This is a genomic window from Ruminococcus sp. NATIVEDY160 (genome assembly GCF_045819885.1).
GTDB lineage: Bacteria > Bacillota > Clostridia > Oscillospirales > Acutalibacteraceae > Ruminococcoides.
In genome coordinates this window covers 2010417-2036588 of sequence record NZ_CP162391.1, presented here as the reverse complement: position 1 = coordinate 2036588, position 26172 = coordinate 2010417, and the positions used below count along the sequence as shown (strand labels likewise).

Here is a 26172-nt window from a genome sequence, read left to right as displayed (position 1 = left end):
TTGATTGTTGCAGCTGTTTTTTATCATGTCAGGATATGAGGGATAAAATTCGACAGTTTGGTGTTGTCAGTTCTTCTTGATTTCTACCCAGTAGCAGCTGGTAAAGGTGCCCTTGTATCTGTTGATTCTGTAAGCGCCTGTGTCGTAGCTGAAAACATTCTTCGTGTTGTCATAAGCGGTCTTGTTGGCGATTTTTACAACATCGAGGGTCTTGTCAGAGGTGGGGCTTGTGATGCCGATTCTGGAGCTGGGATCGATTTTCTCGCTGATGGTGAAGATGCACTTGGAGGTAGTGTTCTCGCCGAGGAACGCGTTGCTGGCTGTGCCGTTCGAGAGTTTGTTGTCGGTGATGGTGATTTTCCCCTTGATCTCGGGGTCGCAGGAGGAAGCGCTTCCCTTCTGAGCGTATAGTCCGCCGCCGGCGTTCTTGGCTTCGTTGTCTGTGATCGTCGTGTCCCAAAGATTGAGATAGTTCATTGAGTCACAGTAGATCGCTCCGCCGTTTTTGCCTGACTTGTTGCCGGTGAAGGTCGAACCTCTGAGCCACAGCGAGCTGCATAAACCGTAGCCTCTGTAGTCGAAGCAGATTGCGCCGCCGCAGCCGGTCGAAGAATTGTTCCTGAAGGTGCAGTCTCTGATCGATGCGTCATATGTAGCGTAGATCGCGCCGCCTTCGTTTGCGGTGTTGTTGGTGAAGTCGCAGCATCTGACATTGAGGGAGACTTCCTTAAGATTTACGCTCTTGAAGAAGCGGATAGCGCCGCCGTTTTTGCTGCCTGCGGTATTGTTCGTGAAGCTGCAGTGCTTGATATCCGCGCTCGAGTTGGAGAGATAAACCGCGGTCTTGCTGTTGTTGGTGAAGGTACAGTTGTCCGCGTTGAGCTTGCCGCCGTTATTCTCTACGCCGGAATCCGACGCGTCTCTGACGGTGATCCCGTTGAGATTGAGGGTGCCGCCGTTAAGCTGAATGCCGCTTATGGAGCCGCTGTTCCCGCTTGAATCGGTGATGTTGAGGGTGAATCAACATAGTTATACAGCGTTTTGGTACACACCATTTCTTTAGTTGAAAACAGTCCGTTGGCTTTTGCGTGACCTACAGCGGCGTCCAAAGACCATCCTTCATCGAAAAACTGATTTTCAACATATCTGAGAAACTTTGCTGTTTCAAGGCAACGGTAATTGCGGCAGCTGTTCTTGCGATGTTCACGATATGCTTCCTCGCCTTTGTCAGCCTTATATCTGGCTATCTTTCCGTTGTAGAGATATACCGTACCGCGGTTGATCGGTCTTGTCATTGCGACGATCGGCTTTTTTGTGTCCGAGGTTCCCGTAAAGGACAGACTGATCACCGCGTCATTTGTGCTGATACCCGTGTTCAACCAGATCATCACCCTCTACTCCTTTGAGCTTTCAACCGAATACTGCGCCATGCTGATTTCGATCGTGCTGGTGTTCGGCGTGCTGGTGACAAAGCGCGAAAAGGAGCATATCGCCATGGAAAAGGAACTTTACGAGGCAAGGGTAAATGTAATGGTCAGCCAGATCCAGCCGCATTTTATGTACAACGCGCTTACGTCGATCGCCATGATGTGCCGGATAGATCCCGACACCGCTCAGGAGGCTACGGTGACATTTGCGAAGTATCTGCGCGGCAATATGGATTCGCTCAGGCAGAGCTCGCCGGTCGCATTTGAACAGGAGCTTGAACACCTCAAAAAATATCTGTATATCGAAAAGCTGCGGTTCGGCGATATGCTGAACATCGAGTATGACATCACAGCGACGGATTTCCGTCTGCCGCTTCTCAGTATTCAGCCGCTTGTGGAAAACGCCGTAAAGCACGGCGTCGGCATGGCGGAGGACGGCGGCACCGTGAAGATCTCCACCCGCGAAACCGAAACCGCTTTTGAGGTGATTATTTCCGACGACGGACTGGGCTTTGACGTTTCGGCGCCCATAAAGGACGACGGGCGCACGCACGTGGGAATGGATAATACAAAGCGCCGCATAAAAGAGATGTGCGGCGGTGAGATAAAAATTGAAAGCGCCGTGGGAAAGGGCACGACAGCCACGGTGATTTTGCCGAAGGAGGGACAAAACTTTGAGGATACTGTGTCTTGATGATGAGCCGCTCGCTCTGAAAATGCTGCAGCTCGCGGTTGAAAAAGCTAAGCCGGAGGCGGAGATCCTGACCTTTTCCAAGCAAAGGGAGCTGATTGCCGAGGCGGAAAGCGGCGGCTGCGACGTTGCTTTTCTCGATATCCATATGCGCGGAATGACGGGCGTTGAGGTGGCGAAAACGCTTAAGGGCATCAACCCTAAAATGAATATCATCTTTGTCACGGGCTTTTCGGAGTACAAGGGCGACGCGATGGATATGAAAGCGTCGGGATATATCATGAAGCCTGTCACGGCGGCGGAGGTCAAAGCGGAGCTGGAGGATCTGCGCTTTCCCGTAATTCCCCGTAAAAACGCGCTTCTTCGGGTTCAGTGCTTCGGTAACTTTGACGTTTTTACCCCTGACGGAAGCCATGTTCACTTTGAAAGGAGCCGTTCAAAGGAGATTTTCGCCTATCTGGTTCACCGCCGAGGAAGCTCCTGCTCTACAAGAGAAATCGCCGCGGCACTTTTTGAGGACGAGCCCTACGGCAAAAATCAGCAGAGCTATCTTCAAACGCTGATTGCGGCGATGAACAAAAGCCTTAAAAAGGTCGGCGCGGGAGACGCGATCGTAAAAAGCTACAACGCCCTTGCGGTCGACGTCGACAAGCTCGACTGTGATTACTACCGCTTTCGGGAGCTAGACGCGGGCGCGGTAAATGCCTATCAGAACGAATATATGAGCCAGTATTACTGGGGTGATTTTCTGTATGATGATTACGGCGGCTATGACGAATAATCTGCCTTTGCGCAGTATGGAGAATCAGGCGATGACAGCTCTGAAAAATGCGCTGCTTACCTGCGAAGCATAATTTATTTGCGAATAATCATACAGAAGTATTTGACTTTTTGCTCAAATACTTTTTGCTCAAATATTGATAAAATATAATGGGGTAGGGTTTTAGTTAAAAAAGGCTTAGTCCGAAATGAAATAAGTAAAGGAGGATAATATGAAGCGCAATATTTCAATTTGGCTTGCATTGAGTATCGTTGTTACCTTAATGCCTACTGAATAAATGCAACTTTCAAACTTCGGAAAAGCAACGATAACATCTCCGCCCTCAGCTTCTCAATCTTTCTCAGGTTGAGGAGCAGGACGGACATAGCGATGCTGTGGCAAGTTGTTTTCTTCAATCTTGTCACGATCATACCCATACCGCATTTGCGTTTGGCGAGGCTGAATTTGCGCTCAACCTCGACACGCTCGCATTCGTCGATGTAATTCTGTTTTTTGTCAATCTCAGTGTCCTTTTTCGGTCTGCCGAGAGCCGCTCCCGAAAGTCTGATGTTATGCTGCTTACAGAAACTCAAATTATCTCGGTTTCGATAGATTTTATCCGCAAGAATGCGTTCGGGATAATGCCCTGTGCGCTCTTTGTATCGCTCAATCATATCCTGCAAACCGGTTGATTCGTTGTACGCGTCAAAACTATGGCGTTCCAATCGCGTCCATCCGCCACAGACACTGATGTCGAGCTTTACACCGAACTCAACCTTAGCTTTGGCTTTTCCTCTTACTATCGGGCGAAGCCACGGTTGGCTCAGATTGACAACTCTGTCTTTAACGCTGTGAGTATGATTGTCATACATCTCTTTTTGCTGATTGTAAATTGTTTGGATTGTGGAAAACTTTTCTTTGAATTTTATCGGGATTTCCTTTCCCGAAGAAAGCATTTTTTCAATACTGCCTATGTTTCTTTTGAGATAGCCAAGCTGCTTGCCGATTGCTTTGCGTGTTTGTTTTGCTTTAGGCTTGCGGCTGCGGGAGTATGACGTGTAGTCCTTATGCGCCTTTTTGCGATAAGTACGCGGCTTTTGCTCACCCTTCACATGCAGTTCGTCGATGATTTTCTCACTGCACTCACGCGCTTTGTTGAGCAAGGATACGTCCTGAGGGTAGGAAATCTGTGACGGTGCGCAGGTGGCGTCAACTATCATTGTTCCGCTGTTCTTGTCATCATCATCGGAATCGTCAGATTCTTCTTTGGTTTCTTTCTCAATCTTCGCCTGCTCTGCCGCGATAATCATTTCGTTGATTTCTCCGATGATTTCAGGAGTCAAGCGCTTGCGGAAATATACCATCATGGACGAATCGAACGGCGGCTTGCTGTCGTCAAAGGCTTTGTAGCCGCAGAAGTACTGAAGATATGGATTCTCCTGAATCTGAAGCGGGATTTCGGCGTCGGAGTAGCCGTACTCCGCCTGAATAATTCTCGCGCCGAGACCGAGGCGAAGAGATTTCGCAACATTACCTTTCTTATTTGAGAACAGCTTTGCGTATTTCTTCTCAATTTCTATCCACGGAATCGTCTGTGCACGCTTCACCCAGCGGTTACTATTTTTCAGATTCATGCCAACCGGCTGCCCGAAATCCTCTAAACTTATCTGTCCGTTGTCGAATTTATACATCCCATTCATCTCCAAATGCAAGCTTTTTGCGGCTTTTCCGCTCTTTTCCTTGCATTTATTATACCACATTTTCGCTGTTTTGTCAGTATTTATCGGAGGTTTTGGGTTATTCAGTTTACATTACCTTAGTTGTTTTCTCGTTGGTATTTGTGAAAGCAGCTTCAGTCAATCAGACGGATGTGCAGGCGTACTCAGGCAAATCGTTCGACGATGCTGAAGTGGGGGCTTCCGTGCCTCCGGAGTATAAATATGATCCGATCGAATCGATTTACGTCCGCGATGACGGCAAAGACCCCCACTTATTAGAGGGCGGGTCTGCGAAAATGACAAAGGTGTCGGATAAATTGTATCAGTATACCTTCAAAGACCTGACTCCCAACAAAAAGTACAAATTCCACTTCTGCGTAAATGATAATTTTTACGATCAATTTGCCAGGGGGTCTGATACTACCGACTATGGTTTTGATCGCGCGACTCCGGTATTTCGATATCCCCCAGGTTTTACCCCGCCGTCAATTGAGCTGAATCTTGTAGAACCAAACATTACAGTACCGCCGGACGGGTATTCGTATGACGCTACCGTTAGCCTGGATCTTAAATACTATGATGAGGAAGATCCCGGCAACGTAAACGGATACGGGGAGTACACAATTACGCTGGAGCGCAAGTATCGTATCAAAGACGAGACCGATTGGAACACCTTCTGCAGCCGCCTGGGTGATAATGATACGTATAACCGCTTCTCGGGCGAGACCGTCTATCTCGAGAATGACATCACCGTCAGCCAACAGGCGGGCTTACAGCAAGCACGACTTCTGCGGTATTTTTGACGGACAGGGACATACGCTGACTTTCAACTACAACGGCAGCGGCAGCGACGAATTTGTCGCCCCGTTCCGCTATGTCAGCGTCACCAAGCCTGCCGACAGTTCGGAGGATGATCCGGACGTTCCCGTCACCATCAAAAACCTCAATGTCAAGAGCACTATCAGGGGCAGCGGCAAACACGCTGCAGGACTGATCGGTCAGTGCTGGGGTGAAGTGAACGTTGAAAACTGTACGATGGATATTGACATTGATACCAATAAGGAATATGCCGCGGGATATGTCGGCAAGATCAATAACGGAACGTTCAACATTTCCGGCTGCACCGTCGACGGTACCATCAAAACCTCAGCGAAGTTCGCGGCAGGATTTGTGGCAGAGACAAGCGGCGTATGTAATCTCACAGACTGCCTCTGCAGTGTGACGATTGACAGCAGCGTAGAAGGCGACGGCACACACGGCGGCTTTATCGGTGTCCAGAGCAAGAACGGCGGCAATATCACGCTGGAAGGCTGCGCCTTTATCGGAAGTCTCCTCGGAGCTGATACGAACAACTGCGGCGGCTTTGTCGGCTGGCGTACCAAACAAATCACTATCTCCGACAGTATTTTTGCGCCTGAATCGGTAACTGTCAGCGGCACCGGCAGCGCCGTGTTTGCCCGAAGCATTGCTTCTGTTAACAACAGCTACTACTTCTGTGCGCTCGGCGAGGATTCCGACAATCAGGGAAAGCTGGGATACTCTGTCACCGCCGGAGAGAACGTCACCCTTGCTCTCAGCGGCGAAGAGACTCAATACAAAGTAAGCGGTATCACGGCTTGCAAAAACAACAGCGGCTTGCAGTACAACGGTACCTGATACGCGGGCGAGGAAGATGAAGTATCGCTCACACTTAGCCACCCGGATACTCCGGAAGGCTATATCTTCAGCGGATATAAGGCAAGCGCGGGTGCCCTCAATGAAGGCGTTCTCACAATGCCCGCCGAGAATGTAACGATCAGCGGAGGATTTGAATATGCCGACGGCGTAGGCACAAGGCTTGTCGGTCGTTCAATCTCGGTTGAAGGCGACGTCGGCGTAAACTTCTATATGGAGATTGATCCCGAAATCGCGGCAAGCGAAACTGCGTATATACAGTTCACCATTCCCACAGGCGACAAGACCGAAACCGAGACGATTCCGGTGAGTGAAGCCGAACGGAAGGACGGCTGTTACGTGTTCCAGTGCGATGTCGCGGCAAAGGAAATGACGTCAGAGATCAAGGCGCAGATCATTGACCCCGAAAGCGGCAAGTCGGGCGCCGTTTACACCTATTCCGTCAAGGAATACGCGGATGCTCTGCTCTCGCACGCGGAAGGCAATTGGAAATTCACAAAGGTTGCTCCGCTGGTAAAATCAATGCTGAACTACGGCACAGCCGCGCAGAATTATTTTGACAGGAACACCAAAAAGCCCGCAAACGCGGACTTGTCCGATGAGGATCGGACGCTCGGCGAGATCACTAATCAACTGGACGCGTGGGAAAACTATAAGGATATCAGGGGTATCGTTCAGCTGGTACACGGCAAAAATGAGCACAAAGGGCGTTATATCGCTTTTATGCGTTTTCTCGCATCCAACGGCTTTTTGACGATCATCAACGACCACCGCGGACACGGCGAAAGTATTATCGACCCATAGGACAGAGGTTATTTTTATCAGGGCGGCACCGCCGCGCTGGTGGAGGATCTGCACGAGATCACGCTGGACATCAAAAATTACGCGGCTCAACATTGCGGCAGAAGGGACTTTCCGGTCACCCTGCTGGGTCACAGCAGGGGCGCGCTTGCGGCGCGCTGCTACATCAGAAAATATGACGTGGATATCAGCAAGCTCTGCCTGACAGGTTCACAGGTTCACAGGTTCACAGGTTCTCCGTCGCGCTCCGACAATATCAAAAAAGGTCTGCGCGTCTTGAAGCTGTTAAAGGCGATCGAAGGCAAACGTTCACGCTCTCCGCTCGCCAAAAAGCTCATCATGGGTGTTTCCTATGAGAGAAAGTACAGATACGAGGGGTTGAGAAACGCCCAGACAAACTCCGAACGTGAAGCCGTCATCGAGCATAACAACGACCCGCTGTGCCGCTTCAACTTCACCCTGAACGGCTATGAGGAGATGCTCAGAATGGCGATGCTCGCGTATACGGGCGGTTACACCCCTCAAAATCCCGATATGCCCGTGAGGTTTTTCTCCGTTGAGGACGACCCATGCACCTTGTCCCGCCGAAAATTCGTGGAAGCGATGCGGCTGATGAAAAACATCGGATACACCGACGTGCGCTGTCGGCTGTACAAGGGCATGCGCCACGATATCCTTCACGAAAAAGAGAAGCTGCGCGTGTATAACGATATTCTACGGTTTATCGAATCGGACAATAACAAATAATACAACAAGCTCCCCTGAACCTGAGCGATGCACAGGCAGGGGAGTTTTCACGCGGCAGCACGGATTATCCCGAACAGCACCTTCGTTTTGTCACCGTATAATAACTGACAATATTTACAAATCATAAAAAATGAATTTCTCCAAACACTACTAATGCGGCGACAAATTGCGAAGGCAATCCGCCGCTTGAGATAGAAATAAGGAGAAAAAACCATGTCAAACAATAATAATCAGATCAACGTACCCGAGGCAAAGGAAGCCATGAACCGTTTCAAGATGGAGTGCGCCAACGACGAGGGCGTTCAAAACCATATTAAGAAAAATAATTTTTAATGTCAAAAGCTGTTTACTTAACTTCACAAAAAACATAAGAATAACATAATAGAAAGCCGAAAAAGAGCTGATTTTGTAGAAATACAAATCGGCTCTTTTTTTGTTGCCATAAATTGCAAATCAGATATGTTTAACAACTAAAAAGTGAAAGGATACTCGCGTAGAAAGAGCTGGTATCGAAAGTTGCATCGCAAAAATCAATGGAGCTATCGAACAACTCGACAGTGCTGCAAGAGAAATCAACTCATCTATGAATGATCTCCCTAACTATTGGGAAGGTGATTCATATAATATTGAACGAATCGAAGTCGGTGAGAAGATACTGCCCGATGGCTATAAGGTAGCTTCGCACAGTATTCCGTTTAGACAAGATGTGAAAATCACATATCGGTTTATCGGAACCATCGGCAAAGACGAAAGAGCTTTTAATCAGGATGATTTACCGTCAAAAATCGCTTAGTTTTTGATGTGATTGAACGTCAAGGGAAGTCGGCGTAAACCTCAAGCAGGGCTACAACGGCGACCTCTCTTCAAGAGAAGCAGGTTCCGTCGGCGGTCAGATGGTAAACGTAATGTGTCACGTACGACAAGCTGAAATCATCAGGAATAATCAGACTTGTTATGAGCACGCGGAGAGGGTGATTTATACATACGGATTGGCAGTGTAATGTTTGAATAACCTCATCAATAAGCCATTATTATCCTTACAAATAGATATCGCTCAGGGGAAAGAAACGCAAGACTGTCCCCTGAGTTTTTAGCTGTTCAATTCTTTTTTCATAGAAGATGAAAAAATCCTATTCAGCGGTATTGATTTTCTTATCATAAGGATACTCTTATAATATCTTAGCATAACAATCTCTCATCTCGATATATTTCTTTTTGTAGAAAAAATTCGGTAAAAGTACCGTGTTTTCAATCAATGGACTCTGAATAACAGGAGAATCATACTCGTAGGTACTCAGGTCAAATGATTGCTACTATGATTGAATCTCACGATAATCGACAGATATCTACTTACCAATTTTCAGAACCATAAACTTCTTATTCAATAGCCGCCAATGTCGATATCCGGCATTGATTTGTTTAATTGATAAACATATATTGTCATATTTCTTAAATTATTTATCTCAAATATATTAAACGTTTTATCTCAGATATCTTAAATTAATTTAGTGGAATCTATTAAAATATCTTTACACGGATAGTATAACGCGTTATAATGGATATGATATAAACCATGGAGGATGCTATGGATAAAAAGGATTATAAAAAGAGAATCGTAGATGGTCTTCTTGATCTCAAGCTGGAGTCATTCGGCGCAACACTGATCAAAGGTCCCAAAGGATGCGGCAAGACAACCTCTGCCAAACAAAAAGCAAAAAGCTTCGTCGAATTTCAGGATGAAGAGGTGCGTGATAATCTTTTAGCAGTCGCGCAGGCTGCTCCCAAAAAACTGCTGATCGGTGAGAAACCCCGCCTTTTTGATGAATGGCAGGATGCTCCAAAGCTATGGGGAACCATTCGAAAGGATATCGATGACACCGGGCTTAACGGTCAGTATATCCTGACCGGTTCCTCATCGCGCGACATTCAAACCGCACATACCGGAACGCTTCGTATCAGTCAGCTTCAAATGTACCCCATGAGTTTGTATGAGAGCGAAGAATCCAACGGAACCGTCTCGCTGATGGAGTTGTTCAATCATCCCGAATCGTTTGAAGGTTGTGAGTCGCAGATGACGATCGATGATATCATCTTTGCGATATGCCGGGGTGGTTGGCCTCAGGCGCTGATGAACAAGACGATCCGCTCCAAACTGGAGATAGCAAAGGATCTGTATCGACAGACCTACTCGGTTGATATTTCCAATATCGACGGAACGAAGAGAAACGCCAACTGGGCGAGGGCGATCCTGCAGTCATACAGCAGAAACATTTGTACGCTTGCTGAAACCAAAACCGTTTTCGGTGATGTAAAAGCCAACTATGATATCAGCGATCCAACTATTTATGATTATATCCATGCGCTTGAAAAGCTGTTCATCATCGATGATATCAGCGCATGGTGTCCTGCTATCCGTTCCAAAACAGTCATTCGTTCTTCCAAGAAAAGAAATCTGATTGATCCTTCTATTGCTGTTGCAGCGATGGGTTTATCCCCCGATTACTTTAATACAGATTTCAAAACGCTTGGTTTTTTGTTTGAGTCACTGTGCGTCAGGGATTTGAAAATATACTCTTCCTCTATGTACGGCGAGATGTCATATTACCGTGATCGGTACGGCTTGGAGGCGGATGGCGTTCTTCATTTGGATGACGGGCGCTACGCTCTGTTAGAGTTTAAACTCGGGTCAAATGAAATCGAAAAAGGCGCCGAGCATTTGGTCGAAATCGAGAATCTGATTAACGCTTATAACGAACGGGAAAAACAGTGTCCTCTCAGACTGCCTGATCTGAAAATCGTCATAACCGGCACACAGTATGGATATCGGCGGGAAGACGGAGTGTTTGTTATTCCGATCGGATGCTTAAAGGATTAAGGTGTGATGATAAATGCTGAAAAAGAATTGGAAAAACCTTTTCAGAAAAACGATTCTCGACAGGGGATATGGTTACTATCTTGAAGGAGCGGTTGAGGATATCAGCAGGGAAAACGACGTGATCTCCGCTACTGTCAGCGGAACGGAGCTGTATGAGGTCGAGATATTTCTCGATCACGATGAAGTGTATGATATGGATTGCGACTGTCCGTATGCCGAGGACGGGAATTATTGCAAGCATATGGCGGCGGTTTTATATGAGCTTGAAGATACGGATATAACCGAAAAATCTTCCGTTAAGGAAAGTATTGCCGATATTGTTAATTCGGCAGATGAAGCTGCGGTCAGAAGCTTTCTTGTTGATGTCTTAGAGAATGATGAAAAGCTGAAACAGCGTTTTCTCTTATTGACCAATAAGCCCAAAGCCTCTTTGGAACACTATAAAAAGCTGATCGATTCCACGATTTATGACCATGAGGATAATTGGGGATTTATTGATTACGAGGAAGCGTCCGACTTCTATGAGGATATGGAAGCGTTCAATGATGATATCCGTATTATGATAGACAACGGACAGTACCGTGACGCATTTCAGTTGTCGCTGTATATTTGTCAAGAGGTGGCTGATATCGACAGTGACGATGATGGCGAAATGACGATGATCATGGACGACTATTCATCGTTTTGGGCAGAGATAGCAGAGAAGATGCCGCCGCAGGATAAGGATTGGCTGTTTGAGAAAGCGCTTTTGGAATATGAATTGAACGATAATGAATTTCTTGACGATTATCTGGAAGCGCTTATCACGCGGCAATTCCGGGAGGAGCGTTATCGCGCTCGCGTGATTGACTTTATTGACATAGCTATCCAAACCAGTGAGCCGGGTTCTTATCAAAGAAGCGATGCCTTGCGTCGTATGGCGGATTATCTGAACGATACGGAAACGCCCTTTGAAGAAGTTGAAACGTTTTGCCGTGAGCATTGGGATGATTTCAAAATGCGCGAATGGCTGGCACGTCAATTCATTCAACGAGAAGAATGGCAGAAGGCGATCGTCATTTATCAGGATTTGATTGAGTCCGGATTAGGATATCCCGGCTCGTTGACGGGCTATCGTGAAGAATTGCTCCGGCTGTACCGAAAAACCGGAAATACGGAAAAGGCACTGGAAACGCTGTGGGATTTGGTTTGCAAGTCCGAGAGCCATAAGTATTATAATGAACTGAAATCGCAGTACACCGAGCAAGAGTGGATTCGGGAACGGGAAAAAGTATTTCCCTGCTTTATTCATTACGGTCAGGCGCAGTTGCTGTGCGAAGAAAAGCTATATGACAGATTATGGGAACTGTTGAAGGATAAGGATCTGTATTCCGTATTAGACTATGAGGATGTGCTGTTGCCAAAATATTCGGCGGAGATTCTTCGGAAATACAGCGACTACCTGAATCACGCAGCCGTGCAGGCAAGCGGCAGAAAGGCTTATCAGGAATGGGCAAGGCTGTTAAAGCGAATGAGAAAAATAGAAGGCGGCAAGGAGCTTTCAAGACAAATCGAGGAGGATTGGCGAATACGCTATAAAAACCGCCGTGCCATGATGGATGAATTGAAAGGGCTATAGGCTAAGTGTATTGGAGGATTAAAACTTTTTCGTTTCTATTACAAAAAACGGTGTGAATACAGCTGCAATAATCCTCCTTTTCTCGTAAGTTTTTCCTACTTTCAACGTCATGTGGCACGTACGACAAACAGATTTTATGCGGAGTTCGTGGTGTGAGAGGGGACAGGTTGAGAAGATTACATATCAATACGCATTGGCGGTATAATTATTGATATAGACAAATATAATCAGGTGTGTTATAATATTGGTATCAAAATGAAAGGAGTTGTTTCTATGTGCTCAAAAAGTGAATTGCAAATCATTTTGACAGAAATTGCAAAAACTGCAAAAGATACCTTTGGTACTCATTTGGATTCGGTTATTCTTTACGGCTCATATGCCAGAGGAGATTATACACCTGAGTCTGATGTGGATATCATGATTTTGGTACGGGGAATAGCTCCGGAAGAATTGTGGAAATACAGATCGGCGCTTACATCAAAATCATCAGAATTGGGATTGGAATATGATTTGGTAATAGTTCCCTTGGTTAAAGACGCCGACACTTTTAACAAGTATATGAGCGTGTTGCCCTTCTATCAGAACGTCCATGAGGAGGGAATACGCATTGGAGCATGATTATAAAATAGAGCTTTCAAAAAGGCGGTTAGAGATCGCGCATGAAAGATTGACAACAGCCAAGGCAATGCTGGAGTTAGGTGATTATAAAGCGTCAGCAAACATGCTTTATTACGCAATCTTTTCCGCGATGAGGGCAGTACTTGCTCTGGATGAATTTGATTCAAAGAAACATTCGGGGATAATTGCCCGGTTCAGACAAAGCTATATCAAAACCGGAATACTCGACACGGAAATGTCTAAGATCATTGACGACTTGGAGGTCATCCGAGAGGACAGCGACTATGATGATTTCTACATAATCTTAAAGGAAGATGTGGAGATTCAAGCAAAGAGAGCGGAATACTTTGTTTCAGAGGTCGAAAGCTATTTGCAGAATCAATATAATCAATAACCGGCTAACTGCGTTCTAAAATAAGGACGCAGTTTTTATATTAAGTTCTGAGGGAGGTGTTTCCAGACTTAATCTGGGACTATATGAGTTTTTGCTTAATGAAAACTTTCTTGAATTGTAAATTAAAATAATTATTTGGGAGTTTGCGCTAAACGAAAAACAGAAGTATGACACTGTTTGAGTGAGTATTGATATTTTCTTCCTATTCTCGTAAGATTTGACAATATCAAACATATCAGTGTATGTTTGCAAAATGAATTATAGGCCGGTCAAGCATAATACGATCAATAGAATAGCTACGCCTTGCAATACAGGCGCAATGATTGTTTCAGGAAAGGAAGCACGATAATGGCAATGCACAGTAACTGGAATCCGTGGCACGGATGTATCAAATGCAGTGAAGGCTGTCAGAATTGCTATGTATACTATTCGGACAGGCTCCGGGGAAAGAACGCTGCGGAGGTCTATAAAACAAAGACCGGATTCAGATATCCGTTGTCAAAGGACAGAAAAAAGCAGTATAAGATACAAAGCGGCGAAATGCTCAGCGTCTGCATGACCTCTGATTTTTTTCTGGAGGAAGCGGATGAATGGCGGGATGAAGCGTGGCATATCATGCGCGAGAGAAGTGACGTCGTTTTTCTTCTTTTGACTAAAAGACCGGAGAGGATCAAAAAATGCTTGCCGGAGGATTGGGGAGACGGCTGGGAAAATATCTTTCTGAACGTGACATGCGAAACGCAGCGTAGGGCAGACGAAAGGATCCCGCTGCTTTTGAAGCTGCCGTTCAAGCATAAGGGCGTGTACTGCGCTCCGCTGTTGGAAGCTGTCACAATCGACAAATACCTTGACAGCGGACAAATCGAGCAGGTAGCCTGCGGCGGAGAAAACTACGGCGGTGCACGTCCATGTGATTTTGATTGGGTAAAGGCGCTGAGAGAAGCATGTGCGTCGCGGGATATTACGTTTTGTTTCATGGAAACCGGAACGACCTTTATCAAGGACGGCAGGGAGTACAAAATCGAAAGCAAACGCCTGCAGAACCTGCAGGCATTTCGTTCGGGCTTAAGCTATCAGGGCAGGAAGCTGCAGTTTGCGCTCACGGACAGCTCCAGAGCTCCGATCCCGGAGGAAGATTTATATATGCCGCATTGGGCGAAAAAATGCGACACCTGTTCCTTTAAAATCCTTTGCAACGGCTGCTTCGATTGCGGCGCATGCAGCGGATGATCCATTGCTGAATAAATACCTTTTTATTCCATTTCTCGTAAGTTTTCCAACTTTCAACGTCATGTGGCACGTACGACAAATAGGTTTTATGCGGAGTTCGTGGTGTGAGAGGGGACAGGTTGAAAAGGTTACATATCAATATTCGCTGGCGGTATAATGAAACAGTGTCGCAGGTTGATTGATTTCAGCTAGCGGCGCTGTTTGATTTATGAATACTTGACATGATTAAGGAAACAATATATAATATATTACGAAAAAGGGTGTAAATACAACATTTTTAGAAATAGGTGTGTTATGGAAATAAAAAGAGATTTGTATTTAGATCGTTTGATTCGTCGGGAAAATAACGGTTTGATAAAAGTTGTTACAGGCGTTCGCAGATGCGGAAAATCCTATCTTTTGTTTAATCTGTTTCACAATTATTTGATTGAAAAAGGCGTTGCCGAGGATCATATTATTGAGGTCGCGCTGGATGACCGCAGCAACAAGGAGCTTCGTGATCCGGATCAAATGCTTGCTTACCTGAAAGATCGTATCAAAGACAAAGAAACGTATTATATTATTCTTGACGAGGTACAACTGCTGAGCGAGTTTGAAGATGTGCTGAACAGCCTTTTGCATATTCGGAACGCAGATGTTTATGCAACAGGAAGCAATTCAAAGTTCCTCTCTTCCGATGTTATTACTGAGTTCCGCGGACGCGGTGATGAAATACGGATGTATCCGTTGTCTTTTCGTGAGTTTTGCTCGGCGTATCCGGGCAGCGAGGAGGGTGCATGGGAGGACTATTATACTTACGGCGGATTGCCGTTGATTTTGACGCGCGAGACCGATGAGGAAAAAGCAGAGTATTTGATCAATCTGTTTCAAAAGGTGTACTTGTCGGATATCATCGACCGCCACAAGATCCGTAATCGTGAGGAATTGGATGAGTTGGTGGATATTCTCGCTTCTGCCGTTGGTTCGCTGACAAATCCGCTAAAGCTGTCAAAGACATTTAAAAGTGTCAAAAACAAGACCATCAGTGATAAAACCCTGAAAAAGTATATCGACTATTTGACGGACGCTTTTTTGGTCAGCAAGGCAGTCAGATATGATATAAAGGGGAGAAAATATATTGGCTCACCGACAAAGTTCTATTTTGAGGACGTCGGACTTCGTAATGCCAGACTGAATTTTCGGCAAACAGAAGAAAACCACATTATGGAGAACATTATATACAATGAGCTCCGAATCAGAGGGTATCGCGTAGATGTCGGACTGGTGGAGGTTTTCGGCAAAAACACCGAAAATAAAACCGAAAAAAAGCATTTGGAGGTTGACTTTGTCGCGACAAAAGGAAGCGAAAAGTATTATATCCAATCCGCGTTTGCAATGCCGACTGATGAAAAAAGAAAGCAAGAGGAACGTCCGCTTAACGCGATCGGAGATTCGTTCAAAAAAATAATTGTTGTTAAGGATAATATAAAGCCACGCAGGGATGAAATGGGTATCGTAACAATGGGTATCCGCCGGTTTTTGTTGAACAAAAACAGTTTGGAACTATAATCTTAGAAGTAAGGGAATACTATGAATCCAAAAACTATCATCAATGGAAAAGAATATCGCTTCATCAAAACCGTAAAAGAATTGACAACCGACAGAATAGCTGTGCTCTGTGAGGATGAGCATGGCTGTTCTTTTATCTGCAATGCGGAAATGTGGCAAGGCAGCGCGGAGAAACATAAAACAGCGTTCAATAAATACGCCTCACCGAATCAAAAAATCAAGTTGTTCAAATCCTTATTCATCGGTAGGGAAGATGTATACGCCAAGCGTTTTTTCAATACCAAAACAGGCAAAAGCGGCTATGTCCCTGCCTGCGCTAACGAGTGGGTTACAGGCGTTTGTGACAAGAAGAAATACAAATGCAACAGTTGTCCGAACAAGAGTTTTATTGCTGTAACCGACCGTGTCATTTATAACCATCTGAAGGGAGACGACGAATTCTGTCGTGATGTGATCGGTACCTACGTTATGCTGCCTGATGAAACGACCAAATTCCTTGCCATTGATTTTGACGATGAGAGTTGGCAGGAGGATGTATCTGCCGTCAGATCGGTTTGCAAATCATTTGATATTCCTATAGCGGTAGAACGTTCGCGTTCCGGAAACGGTGCGCATGTGTGGCTGTTCTTCTCTGAACCGCTTCCGGCTTCAACGGCAAGGAAATTCGGCAGTGCCATTTTGACAAAAGCAATGGAAGAACGACATGAAATCAAGTTGAGCTCTTATGACAGAATGTTTCCAAATCAGGACACCATGCCCAAAGGCGGATTCGGCAACCTGATCGCCTTACCACTACAGGGCAGAGCGCGCAAAGAGCAATATTCTGAATTTGTGGATGATGATTTCAATTCTTATCACGACCAATGGGAATATCTCTATTAAATCCAAAGGATAACTGCTGAGGAGGTCGACAGCTACCTTTCCAAACTTCGTGTTCAAAATGAGCTCGGAGAATTGATAGAAGAGCAGGAAAAACCTTGGGAAAAGAAGTATGAAAATCCGTTGTCTGCCTTTGACTTTCCGCCTGTTGTTAATGTGGTGGAAGCAAATCTTTTGTACATCGAGAAGAAAGGAATATTGCAAAAGGCTTTGAACAAAATTAAGCGTCTTGCGGCATTCAAGAATCCCGATTTCTATAAGAGTCAAGCAATGCGGTTGCCGGTAAATAATAAGCCGCGTGTGATTGATGCTTCCGAGGAAACAGGACAATACCTCTGTATTCCGAGGGGCTGCAAAGACAGTTTGACGGAACTGATAAATTCGTCGATTCATTATGAGGACAAACGCAACAGCGGCAATCATATTAATTTGCACTTTAACGGGGAGCTCCGAGAAGAACAGCAACTCGCGGCGGCTGAAATGCTCAAATATGAAAACGGAATCCTGTCTGCGACGACCGCTTTCGGTAAAACCGTCGTCGCGTCATACTTAATTGCCGAAAGGAAGGTCAATACCCTGATTCTGGTACATTCGTCAGCGTTATTGCAACAGTGGCAAAAATCTTTGTCCGAGTTTTTAATCTTTGAAGATCAATTGCCCGAACAACCGAAAAAGCGCGGCAGGCAGAAAAAGCTTTCCCATATCGGTCAGCTTGGAGCCACTAAGAATACGTTGAATAATATTGTTGACATCGCTATCATGCAGTCTGTAGTAAGCGGCGATGAGGTCAAGGGATTTGTGAAGGATTATGGTATGGTGATCGTGGACGAATGTCATCATGTATCTGCGTTTACCTTTGAGAAGATTCTGCGCGAGGTCAATGCAAAATATGTCTACGGATTGACCGCTACGCCGAAACGTCAGGACGGTCATCAGCCAATTATCACCATGCAGTGCGGCCCGGTACGCTATCAGGTCGATGCCTTGGCACAGTCTGTCAAGCGAGATTTCTCTCATTATGTGATTCCCGAATTCACCGACTTCTGTGTAGCTGAAGGTGGCTTGAGGTATCAGGATATCTGCACAAAGCTATGTGCGAATGAAGAGAGAAACCGCAAAATAACCTGACAATGTATTTGACGGCGATAATTATTATAAAGTGTCTAACGAAATGTTGCACTAACCGTAATAATCCTAATTCGGAATTATGTAACGCATAACTATGTTATGTTTCTTTATTTTCATTAAAAAATCTACTCAAAATTATTGCATTTGCTGTTAATACATGATATAATCATTATGGATAGTGGTTTACTCTATGATTCTATATGGTTTGGAAAAAGTACGGGAGGGTGAGTTGTGAACAGTGAGTTTGAGCTGATTCGGTACAACGGCAAGCTCCCCGCGCAAATTGAAATCAAGCAAGGAGAAATCAGCACGCCCTATCATTGGCACAAGGAGATTGAGCTGATTTATGTGCTTGACGGTGCGCTTGAAATCAATGTCAACAACACGGCGCAAACGCTTCACACGGACGAATTCCGGCTGATCAACTCGGTGGAAAACCACAGGTTGTCGGCTGACAAAGCCAAATGTCTGATTCTCGATATCTCCTACGAATTCGCGACGCAGTTTGACGAATCGCTTTACAGCAGCGTTTTCAAGGTCATCAGTGGCAGCGGTGCAGAGGAAGAACTTCACAACCTGCTCTGGCAGCTTTCGCGCACAGTGAACGAATCGGATTTGCCCGATCTGCGGCAGTATTCGCTGATTACCGAAATCCTGCACGTGCTGTTTGTGCAGTGTCGGCACGAAAACCCAAACGCCGTCAAAGAGGGCGAAAACATCCAGTCGCGCCATGTCAAGCTGGCGCTTGAATATATCGAGCAGCATTACCGCGAGGAATTCACCGAAAAAAGTGTCGCGGAGCTTTTGGGCATACAGTCGGTTTATCTATCGCGGCGGTTTAAGGAAGCAACCGGCAAGAGCTTCACGGAGTATGTACTGGAATACCGCTTAAAACGCGCGATGGACGCTTTGGTGAACAAGGGCATGACGATTGAAGAAGCCACTAAGGCAGGCGGCTTTCCGAGCAAGCGGACGTTTATCGCTAAATGCAAACGAGCCTATGGTATCACACCATTCCAACTTTTGAAGCAACAACAAAGTGGCAACGCGCCGTTGATGGAGCTTAACTTCAAATAAGACTCTATCAATGGCGCATAAAGTCCCACCGGCACGGGAGGTGATAAATTATGTGCAAACACCAAACAATTCAATATGATAAAAATCTCCCTACGCGAATCAGGCTGAGAGACGGTCCTGTGGACAACGCGCTGAAAGAGCCGCACTGGCATGAGGAATTGCAACTGATCTATGTAGACGGCGGCACGTTGGTTTTGTCGCTCGGCGAAACAAAGCAAGTCCTGACCGCCGGAGCCGTCGCAGTCATCAGTCCTCGCACGGAGCACGCGCTTTCCGGCGTAGACGCGCGGTATCTGACCGTGCATTTTTCGCATGTGTTCGTAAAATCATTCTTCGATTCGGTTGAAAAATACGATTTCTATTTACCGGAAGGCTCGCAGGAGCGGCGCGAGATGACTTGGCTGATGCAAAAGCTGTTGGCGATCGAGCAAAAGCCCTTTGACGAATACAGCGCGCTCGTCAAGTATTCGCTGACGCTAAAAATGCTGCGGATACTGCTGACGCGCTGCTGTACGGAAAAGCAAGAGGCGGTCGTCAGCGGCAGGTGCAGCCACGACAGCAGAGCGCAGACGGTGAAGGACTACATCGAAGCGAATTTCCGCCGCAAGATCTTCATCAGCGAGATTGCGGAGCTGCTTGGCTGTACGACCTTGTCCGCTACCTTGATTTTCAAGAATCTGGTCGGCAAGAGCTTCACGGAGTACACCACCGAGGTGCGCGTCCGGCACGCGCTCGACGATTACCTCACGCATGATGTTCCCGTATGTGAAGCGGCGCTCAAAAACGGCTTCGGTCATTACAACCACTTTACCAACGCCTGCCGCAAATACTACGGCGCAAGCCCTACGGCATTGAAAAAAGCCAAACGGCAACGTGACGTTGCATCCAATGCGCCTATGGAAAGATCGGCGTAATTTATCGCCGATTAAAAGGCACAAAAAATTATCAGACGCGGCAAAAACCCTGCGTTTGTTTATATAAATAAGTATATATAAAAAACATATATATAAAAGAAATGGAGGTAAAAACAAATGAAAACAAAGATAAAACGCCACTCGCGTTCGCTTCTCTCTGTTGTTCTTTCGCTGTGCATTCTTGTTTCATGCATGACAGTAGGCATTATAGCTACCGACGCGGCGAAGGTGACGGGCAACAGCGAAGCAGTCGGCGCAACAGCGGACAGCGAGAGCGTGGGAACTGCACCAGCTGCGGGAAGTACTGTCCTTGTCAAAATGGGTGTGTACTATAGCGAGGCGGGTAGTTATTATGCATATTTGTATAATAATAGTACTAGTCCGAAAACTGAAGTGTGGGTTCCTATGACCAAAATAACTTCCGGTTATTATAGCAGTGATATAAATGGTAAGGGCTATTCTTACTTTAATGCTCCTTCAGGTACTTATGAAGGAATCATTATTGTTAGGTGTGGAACCGGAAAAGAAGGCAATTGGAAAAACAAGTTGAACCAAACGGCTGACTGTAATTATAACGGTAATTATTATCAAGTAGGAGACAGTTGGGTAAGCGGTGGAAAAGAAACACTTACTTCTGCGACCAGAGTTTTCCAGATTTACGATACTGTTAGCGGTAATAGTCAAGCGTTAACTGACACCGGTAACGGCGTCTATACCTATTCCGGACAGGTTACCGCTAATTCGACTACTACCGGTTTTAAATTTAATGATGGTTCAAATTGGTACGGACCTAGCGAAGGTAACTATTCATTCACTACCGTGAGCGGTACTTTGTATAATATTTCTGCAACTCTCGATATTAAAAATGTTTACAAAGGAAGCAACAACGATTGGACAGGCAGTACATTTGAGCTGAAGGAAGCAACCACCACCCTCACCACTAAGGTGATGAAGCAGGATTTCGATGCAACATCCGCAAAGTACAATGATGCAGTAGAGGATGCAGCAGTTGGTACTGCAACAGCTTCTCCGAGCGAGACTGCGCAGGAAGAAACCCCATTGACCTCAACGTTGTCTGCAAGTCCAACAAACGACAACTATGAGTTCAAGGGTTGGTATATTGATGCAGCTTGTAAAACAGAGGCGTCTGTTACAAACGACCAAATTACCATTAATTCAAGCACAACCTTGTACGCTCTGTTCCGGCAGAAAAAACCTGCTCAGGTGAACGTTTCTGCTTCTGTAGAGGGCAGCGGCGGTTCTGTAATCATTACAAGCGGCGCTGTCTCGGGCAAGGCTTATAAGGGCGCAAATGTCACATTCACCGCAACCCCTGCCGAAGGTAAAAAGGTTTACAAGTGGTACGTTAACGATGCAGTACAGCAGACAGCCGGCAATACTTTAACTGTCCCCAATATTCAGGCTGATACAGTGGTTAAGGTAAGCTTTACAGATAGCACAGAGATTCTGTTTACAGTGGCTTCTAATCCCACAGGCGCTGCGTTGCCTGTTAAAAATGGTGATACTCCCATGAGCAAAGTCAGCGGAAAGGACTATTATTCAGCCGAAAAAGGCGATTCAATAGCCCTGACAGCAGGAGCTTTGTACGGTAATACATTCAAAAAGTGGATTATCACCTACCCTGACGGAACAAAGGTAGAAAGCACAAATTCACCTTATACCTTTAAGCCTAAGAACAACTTTAAAGCTGTTGCGTATTATCTTTCTGCTGCTACTGACACTGATTTCTACATAAATATGTGGAAGGATGGAGCTAATATAGCCAATAATAAAATGCAGCAGATAAATGGCAGTTCTTATGAAGGACGCGAAAACCTTGCAAAAACCACAGTTAATTTAGAAGCAAATACGACCTATTATCTGCAATTTAATTACAATAATAGTACAGTTTTAAGATCACACAATGATCCTTTAAATTGGCAGTGGTATCAATCAACAACTACTTCTGAAACTAATGCTAATTTTACAACTACTGAAGGCGGTACATATACTGTCTTAATGAAAATATATAATGGGCGTACCGATGAAGTTGAGGCTAAAATAATTAAAGGTGATATTGATATTTCCGGTACTGTTACCGAAGAAAAAGACACCACCTCTAAGCCGTTTGATACTTACAAAACCATCTATGCAAAGAATGGTTCTATCGGTTCAGACAACAGCGGCACATGCAAGTGGGGCAATACCACTCTTACAGCCGGCGGAACGCTCTACAAAGACGAGCTTGCATTCCCGAGATACAAGGATGAGACCGACTACAAAACCTATTATTACCAGGATGATGTAAACACCTATATCACCGCTCAAACAACAATCACAAGGGGCGGCTCAACCGGCGGCTGGGCTGTTAGAGCTTATGTTGTAAACGGCGAAACCTTCCTTGCAACCAAAAAGAGCGACGGAGTTTACACCGCGCAGATTACCGTTCCCAAGGGTTCAGGCAACCTCGAAGTAACTCCTGTTTACTACAATACCAAGGCAGAGGCCGCAAACGAATATGTAAAATTCTACGCTGACGCAACATCCTTGGACAACCACTGGGGCAACACTATCGCTTTCTATACATGGTACGGCAGCGACGACGTTAAGAATGACGGTACATACCCCGGTCAGCCTATGCTCAAAGACGGTTCAGGTAAATACTATGCATTCGTTGCAAGACACTATATCAATGACGACGGTAGTGTATCAGACAAAGCAATCAAGGGTGTACTGCTTGATAACTACTGGGAGAACGAAACAGTTCATAAGCAGTTTGATCCTTACTCAGGAAAATATCATAACCTGCAGACTTACGACTATCTCGATCCCGTAAAGATTGCCTCTATTGCTAATGTCGATACCATTCAGTTTACGTTTAAGTATAAGCAGAATGAAAACGATGTCAGCACTGATGCTCAGAGTAACACTCTGAGACAAGATATAGCAAACTCAAACTCTCATCTTGCTTCTAAGTATAGTGATAAACATAATGATGATACAGGCACAACTAATTTAGATAACGACTTTGCCAAAGACACATATTACGAGTGGGAATACCTTACTAACTACGACGGTCAGCACGTTAACCTTGCCAACCAAACGATTGCTACTGAGGAAGATCCTCTGTACGTAGTTTCAGTAGGTAACCAGAACTGGCAAAAAGCAGCTTCCGGTCAGCAGAATATCGGTAAGTGGGCAACTGTTTGGAAAGTTTACGATAAGGACGGCACTCATCTTATGACTGCTCCGCCTTCATACTTTATTGAAGGTACAGACACTACAGCTTACAATTCTGTAATTAGTAATTACAAAAACAATCCTGTATTAATTTCCTACGAGCACGAGGAAGTAGTTAAGGATGCAAAAGTTCATAGAGATAACGGTATTGAAAACAACACCGGTATCCGTGTTGACGGACGTTGGCTCTATTCACAGTCTACCGATGAAACCGAAGCTTTGATTAAGGTTGTTACCGAAAACGGCGCAAGCTACAAGCTTTGTCCCGAGGGCGGCACAGCTGATATCGGCGCAGGCTTTAAGACAAAAACTGAAGCTGACAATGCTGGAGAAACTGCTGTCGGTACATACTACGGCACAGACGTATGGTTCAACAACCGTACTACAGAAGCCCAGATGCGCCTTAACCTCGGTAACGGTTACAAGTTTGTCGGCTTTAAGTATATGAAGAACGGCGCTGCCGCAGGCACTGTGCTCGGCAATGAGTTCTCAGATACTATTGCGGATTATGTTGATATCCCGGCAGAAGGAACAGCCGCAAATCTTACAATTGATACAACCTACCGCATTGTTGCTGTTGTTGAAAAGCTGCCGGCAGCCGCTTTCCATATTACTCACGAAAAGTACGGCGCTTCGTACGGTAACGGCTACTACTATGTAACCGCACAGGTTGTAACGTCCGACGGCACTGTAGTTGAGACATTTGCTCGCAGTGACAAGGGCGACCAGGCTGATATGGCAGACATAACTAAGCACTACAAAAAAGGAAACGGATATAGTATTAAAATTACTCTCCGCACCGAACCAATCGGCGACAATACCTTTATCCGCTGGCTGAAAAATAACAACGGCAGCTATGATGTTGTTTCCGAATCAGAGAAGTACGCAGGCTCGAATATTCCGGTTGAGGATACTCTTACCGTTCCGTTTACCGATATCTTTAACAAAGACGGCACACTGAAAATCCAGAGCCTTAACTACTACTCAGACCTCGGTTTGGCAGGACACGTTTCGGTTGTTCATTACCTCCTCGGTGATTCTAAGGGAACAGGTAAAACAACTAACACTGTTACAGTAAAACAGAACGGTACTGAAGTTAAGACATTTGCGGAAAACGAGAAGGTTACAAATATCGGTCCGGAGTACATCAAGTACGATGAGAACAACCCCTATACACTTGAAATTACTCTTAAAACTACACCCGAATATGTTTCTGATTTCGAAAACTTCTATTGGTCAAACGACAGAACTAAAGTTATGTCGGAGGGTGATGACGACGGCATTAGAACTGCAACTTCGGTTAAAAAATCCAATATGACTGCGGTTGTCACCATTAATGTCAACAAATTCTTCAAAGAAGAAGACGGTGAGATGATATTCGATAAATCATTGAACAGCCAGACCTTCTACTCGAGCTTGGATACTGCGCTTACTTACACAATAAAGTATAAATACGTAAGCAAGCAGTATGGTGATCAAGCTTACACAGTAAAAACTCAGCCGTTTACTAAAGAGGAGTTTAACAAATACGTTAAATCAAAAACATATACGAAAAATGATCAGACGCACGATCATCTGCCGGCTGAAGGAAACTTTGAATTCTATGAGTTTAATAGTACTACAGAAGCAGAATTTCTTGCAATTAAATCTCCTTATGAAAAGAATATCAGAGAAACATTAACCTGGGATTTAAGTGATTTAACAAACAAGTCGATAGTAATAGTTAATTACTACGGAGAGAATAAACAGTTTTCAGTAGAAGTCAATGCAACTCAGACTAAATCATCCTCCAAAAACTTCATATTTAAGTTCCCGTTTGGTGTAAAACATTCTGATGATGGTACAGTTTGTCAGACTGATGATGCAAATCGTGTAATTAAATTATCAGACGATGAATCACCTGCAGATGGTTTTTCAAAAGGATTGTCGGCAACGCCTGATTATGCAAAGCCTTATGTTTTAACAAAAGGTCAAGGAGCAAACGCAAAGAATGTATATGTAACCGCTCCGGCTACAATTTATGAGAAGACAGGAACACCTTTGTACTTCAAGTACTGGAGTGTATGTACAGTAGGAAATGATGACTCCGACAGCGTTGAGGTTACAAAATGCTTCTCAAGAGAATTTAATTATTCCGCTTATCAGGACTATATCATTACGCCATTTTATGATGCCTCAGCCTCGCTATCTCCGGATGAACAGGCTAAACAGTATGATAATAATGTTACTATCACCTGGGCTGAGAATGCACGTAACCAGTGGAATGAAGGTGACAGCGGTAATGCACCTGAAGCTATGGGCGGACAGGGTGACAGAATCTTTTCTAACTTTATGCTCGCGTATGACAGAAAGGATAATGTTCAGCTGAGAACTGTCACAAACAGCGGAATTAAAACCGGTGTCTTGTTTGACCGTGTTAGTGAATTAGATAAGGATGCTTCGGGCAATTATAAAACAAAGACATCAAAGCAGTATGCCGTATCATTTGCTGATGAAGCTGAAACCGCCAAGACAAACGCTAAGACTTATATTAACAATGGTTCTTTTGACGGAACAGATAAATACGGCGACGGACATGAGTACATGTATTCCAATATAGCGTTAAGTAAACTTGATAACAAAAACAGAATTGAGTTTACTAAAGCATTCCCTAATATTAAAACCACCGGCGAAAACACCGGAAGAAAGAATTATATTTACAGAGCATTTGGATATATGATTGAATCAGATGGTACAGTAACAATTAGTGAACCTGTTTACTTTACTTTCTATGATATCGCTTCTATTGAAAACGGCGTAACTCAATCTAAACCTACAGTAAGTAACTAAGGGA

19 protein-coding genes and 3 pseudogenes are annotated in these 26172 nt (G+C 45.1%); 18 read left to right on the top strand and 4 right to left on the bottom strand.

Features of this window, described 5'->3' with window-relative positions:
* Window positions 1-66 precede the first annotated feature (66 nt).
* The 3 genes and pseudogenes from AB1I49_RS10060 to AB1I49_RS10050 form a co-directional block, all read right to left on the bottom strand.
* Window positions 67-477, bottom strand: a complete 411-nt coding sequence (locus AB1I49_RS10060; RefSeq protein ID WP_316611993.1) for a hypothetical protein — start codon at window positions 475-477, stop codon at window positions 67-69.
* Window positions 478-933, bottom strand: a pseudogene (locus AB1I49_RS10055) (right-handed parallel beta-helix repeat-containing protein); the annotation flags it as partial.
* Window positions 934-974: 41 nt separating this feature from the next.
* Entirely contained in the window at window positions 975-1388 is a 414-nt protein-coding gene (locus AB1I49_RS10050; protein ID WP_407720902.1) for a hypothetical protein, read from the bottom strand.
* Between AB1I49_RS10050 and AB1I49_RS10045 the strand changes: the two genes are divergently transcribed.
* Together AB1I49_RS10045 and AB1I49_RS10040 are read left to right on the top strand one after the other, a co-directional pair.
* Window positions 1360-2121 (top strand): sensor histidine kinase, encoded by a 762-nt coding sequence (locus AB1I49_RS10045; protein ID WP_407720901.1) that lies wholly within the window; start codon window positions 1360-1362, stop codon window positions 2119-2121. The two genes, AB1I49_RS10050 and AB1I49_RS10045, sit on opposite strands and share 29 nt — an antisense overlap.
* Window positions 2102-2899, top strand: coding sequence for a response regulator (locus tag AB1I49_RS10040; protein WP_201427240.1), 798 nt, complete (start codon window positions 2102-2104; stop codon window positions 2897-2899). The genes AB1I49_RS10045 and AB1I49_RS10040 overlap by 20 nt, the downstream gene beginning before the upstream one ends.
* Before the next feature lie 266 nt (window positions 2900-3165).
* On the opposite strand, the gene AB1I49_RS10035 is transcribed toward AB1I49_RS10040, so the two are convergent.
* Entirely contained in the window at window positions 3166-4569 is a 1404-nt protein-coding gene (locus tag AB1I49_RS10035) for an IS5 family transposase (RefSeq protein WP_407720900.1), read from the bottom strand.
* Window positions 4570-4670: 101 nt separating this feature from the next.
* Here AB1I49_RS10035 and AB1I49_RS10030 point away from each other — a divergent pair, with 101 nt between their 5' ends.
* The 16 genes and pseudogenes from AB1I49_RS10030 to AB1I49_RS09955 all read left to right on the top strand — a co-directional run bounded on the left by AB1I49_RS10030 (window position 4671) and on the right by AB1I49_RS09955 (window position 26168).
* On the top strand, window positions 4671-5399 hold the full coding sequence (locus tag AB1I49_RS10030) for a hypothetical protein (RefSeq protein ID WP_407720899.1): 729 nt from the start codon (window positions 4671-4673) through the stop codon (window positions 5397-5399).
* Window positions 5338-6252: a hypothetical protein gene (locus AB1I49_RS10025; protein ID WP_201427242.1), complete on the top strand. Its 915-nt coding sequence runs from the start codon at window positions 5338-5340 to the stop codon at window positions 6250-6252. The genes AB1I49_RS10030 and AB1I49_RS10025 overlap by 62 nt, the downstream gene beginning before the upstream one ends.
* Window positions 6253-6369: 117 nt before the next feature.
* Window positions 6370-7818: pseudogene (locus AB1I49_RS10020) on the top strand (alpha/beta fold hydrolase).
* 213 nt (window positions 7819-8031) lie between these two features.
* On the top strand, window positions 8032-8151 hold the full coding sequence (locus AB1I49_RS10015; RefSeq protein ID WP_407720898.1) for a small, acid-soluble spore protein, alpha/beta type: 120 nt from the start codon (window positions 8032-8034) through the stop codon (window positions 8149-8151).
* Window positions 8152-8630: 479 nt separating this feature from the next.
* Window positions 8631-8726 (top strand): annotated as a pseudogene (locus AB1I49_RS10010) (small, acid-soluble spore protein, alpha/beta type); the annotation flags it as partial.
* Window positions 8727-9403: 677 nt separating this feature from the next.
* Complete coding sequence (locus AB1I49_RS10005; protein ID WP_407720897.1) at window positions 9404-10693, top strand: ATP-binding protein; 1290 nt, start codon at window positions 9404-9406, stop codon at window positions 10691-10693.
* Window positions 10694-10706: 13 nt separating this feature from the next.
* Window positions 10707-12311 carry an SWIM zinc finger family protein gene (locus AB1I49_RS10000; protein WP_407720896.1) on the top strand — a complete coding sequence of 535 codons (1605 nt, stop codon included), beginning with the start codon at window positions 10707-10709 and terminating at the stop codon, window positions 12309-12311.
* A gap of 273 nt (window positions 12312-12584) precedes the next feature.
* On the top strand, window positions 12585-12929 hold the full coding sequence (locus AB1I49_RS09995; RefSeq protein WP_407720895.1) for a nucleotidyltransferase domain-containing protein: 345 nt from the start codon (window positions 12585-12587) through the stop codon (window positions 12927-12929).
* Window positions 12919-13323, top strand: coding sequence for a HEPN domain-containing protein (locus AB1I49_RS09990; RefSeq protein WP_407720894.1), 405 nt, complete (start codon window positions 12919-12921; stop codon window positions 13321-13323). The genes AB1I49_RS09995 and AB1I49_RS09990 overlap by 11 nt, the downstream gene beginning before the upstream one ends.
* A gap of 348 nt (window positions 13324-13671) precedes the next feature.
* Window positions 13672-14553 (top strand): DUF5131 family protein, encoded by an 882-nt coding sequence (locus AB1I49_RS09985; protein WP_407720893.1) that lies wholly within the window; start codon window positions 13672-13674, stop codon window positions 14551-14553.
* 294 nt (window positions 14554-14847) lie between these two features.
* A complete protein-coding gene (locus tag AB1I49_RS09980; RefSeq protein WP_407720892.1) occupies window positions 14848-16101 on the top strand; it encodes an ATP-binding protein in 1254 nt (417 codons plus the stop codon).
* A 21-nt stretch (window positions 16102-16122) separates the two neighbouring features.
* Window positions 16123-16983 carry a TOTE conflict system archaeo-eukaryotic primase domain-containing protein gene (locus AB1I49_RS09975; protein ID WP_407720891.1) on the top strand — a complete coding sequence of 287 codons (861 nt, stop codon included), beginning with the start codon at window positions 16123-16125 and terminating at the stop codon, window positions 16981-16983.
* Window positions 16984-17055: 72 nt separating this feature from the next.
* Window positions 17056-18108 (top strand): DEAD/DEAH box helicase family protein, encoded by a 1053-nt coding sequence (locus AB1I49_RS09970; protein ID WP_407720890.1) that lies wholly within the window; start codon window positions 17056-17058, stop codon window positions 18106-18108.
* A 231-nt stretch (window positions 18109-18339) separates the two neighbouring features.
* A complete protein-coding gene (locus tag AB1I49_RS09965; protein ID WP_407720889.1) occupies window positions 18340-19185 on the top strand; it encodes a helix-turn-helix domain-containing protein in 846 nt (281 codons plus the stop codon).
* A gap of 119 nt (window positions 19186-19304) precedes the next feature.
* The gene (locus AB1I49_RS09960) at window positions 19305-20099 is read left to right on the top strand and encodes a helix-turn-helix domain-containing protein (RefSeq protein ID WP_407720888.1); all 795 of its coding nucleotides are present in this window, start codon (window positions 19305-19307) and stop codon (window positions 20097-20099) included.
* Between the two features lie 117 nt (window positions 20100-20216).
* Window positions 20217-26168: an InlB B-repeat-containing protein gene (locus AB1I49_RS09955; RefSeq protein WP_407720887.1), complete on the top strand. Its 5952-nt coding sequence runs from the start codon at window positions 20217-20219 to the stop codon at window positions 26166-26168.
* Window positions 26169-26172 lie beyond the last annotated feature (4 nt).